Raw genomic sequence first — 1,688 nt, 5'->3', positions numbered from 1 at the left:
GTGGCATGGTGGAAAGGTACCTCACTTCCCAGCGAGATGCTGGTTTCAAGGTGTCCACCATCTGGGGGTCAGGTCCAGCCTCCACACCACGCAGCACCAGGCGAACAATCCACGGGCCAACCCCCGCGAATACACCGGTGGTCATAAACACCATGCCGGCAAGCATGACCCCCGCAGTTATCGCACGAAGCAGCAACTGGCCGCCACCATGAAGCCCAGCAACAACCAAAGCTACCTGGTGGCCCACAAAAAGTGCCGCAGTAACACCGACTGTGGCTAAAGCAGCAGCTACAGCAGCCGCAGCAGCAACCACCGGCGGCGCCAAAATAGGCAGAAGTAAAAGCGTAGCAACTGCCGTGGCCACAAACGACAAAGCAACAATAGCCCCCAACGCCAACAGCACTGGAGCAACCGCTTTCTTCAAAAGCGGAAACGCCGCCACGTGCGACGCCACCCACGCCACCGACGCCACATAGAAAATAATCGACGCCGGAATAGCAATAAGCGCCGTCACAAACGAAGCCACACCAGCACCAGCCACCGGAAGCAAAGCCCCCACCGTGGCAAACAACAAAAACAGCACCGCCAGCCCAAACCGCACCAACGGACGAACAACCAACACCGCCGCCCGAAGCTGCTTACCTGCAAGCCGTGCCGTCACCAACGACCGAAATACCAATACCTGCACAATCGGCAACGACACCGCCACCGCAGTCACCACCGGCGGAATAGAGTGCACACGAAACCGCAACAACCGCAAAACCGCTAGCACAATGCCCACGCCAATGACAGGCAACAACACTCCGCCAAGAACCACCGTGCGAACCAAATTCAACAACAACGACCGGCCAGAAAGAGTAGAGCTACGAATCATCAAGAAGATAATCAGCCCCACAACAGTCGAGGCAAACAACGCCACAATCACGAACGTCGTCACAGCAATAGCAACCGCAACAACCGCCTTCTCCACGCCCGTCAAACGCAAAGGCTGAGTAATCCGCAGCAAAAGATGAATCTTCAACGCCACCGCCACGACAATCGCCGCCAACACCGCAAAATGCGACAACGCCCAACCAGCAGCCAAAAACAGCACAATAGCCTTCAACGTCACCGGCAACGCACCAGCAATAACAACCAGCGGGAAATCCAAAATGATGAACTTCGCACCATTGACCACAGACCAAAAAATAAACAACGCCGCCAACGGATGCCCAGTCAACAACGCAATCACAATCAAATCCGCCGCCCACGGCAACAACACACCACCCAGGCCGAAGCCAAAGAACTTCAAAGCCACCAGCAGCATGCCCAACAGCAACCCCGCCGTCGACAACGCCACCGGCACCGCAAGCAACGGCTGGCCAAACACCGCCAACAGCACAGTCAACGTCAACCCCGCCAACAGAGCCAACACCGGCAATACCAGCATCGCACCGACAAGAACTAAGTCCTGCGTCGACAACTCCGCAATGGCCTTATTCACGCCATCTAAAAACGCATCCCACGCGCCAGTCAGCTGCGGAATCACCTGTCCCAGATTCAAGGCATTCAGCGCAGCAATCCAGCCCTGGCCAACATCGCTGGCTATCGCACTGGCCAAAAGGCCAACATCTGAGGTTACCCTCGTTTAGTGGACACCCGATTAGTGCGGATCTTGTGTCCGTAAGAGAGGATGTTCATTGTGAGTC

The 1,688-nt window shown here is 56.3% G+C and carries 1 protein-coding gene; it reads right to left on the bottom strand.

The window, feature by feature from the left end; genetic code table 11:
• Positions 1–1,543: hypothetical protein (locus QP908_RS11695; protein ID WP_284772358.1), on the bottom strand; the 1,543-nt coding region annotated here is incomplete at its 3' end.
• Positions 1,544–1,688 lie beyond the last annotated feature (145 nt).

The organism is Corynebacterium sp. MSK204 (genome assembly GCF_030229885.1).
Lineage (GTDB): Bacteria > Actinomycetota > Actinomycetes > Mycobacteriales > Mycobacteriaceae > Corynebacterium.
The sequence above is the reverse complement of the archived record's forward strand: the minus strand, read 5'-3'. Positions and strand labels throughout refer to the sequence as shown.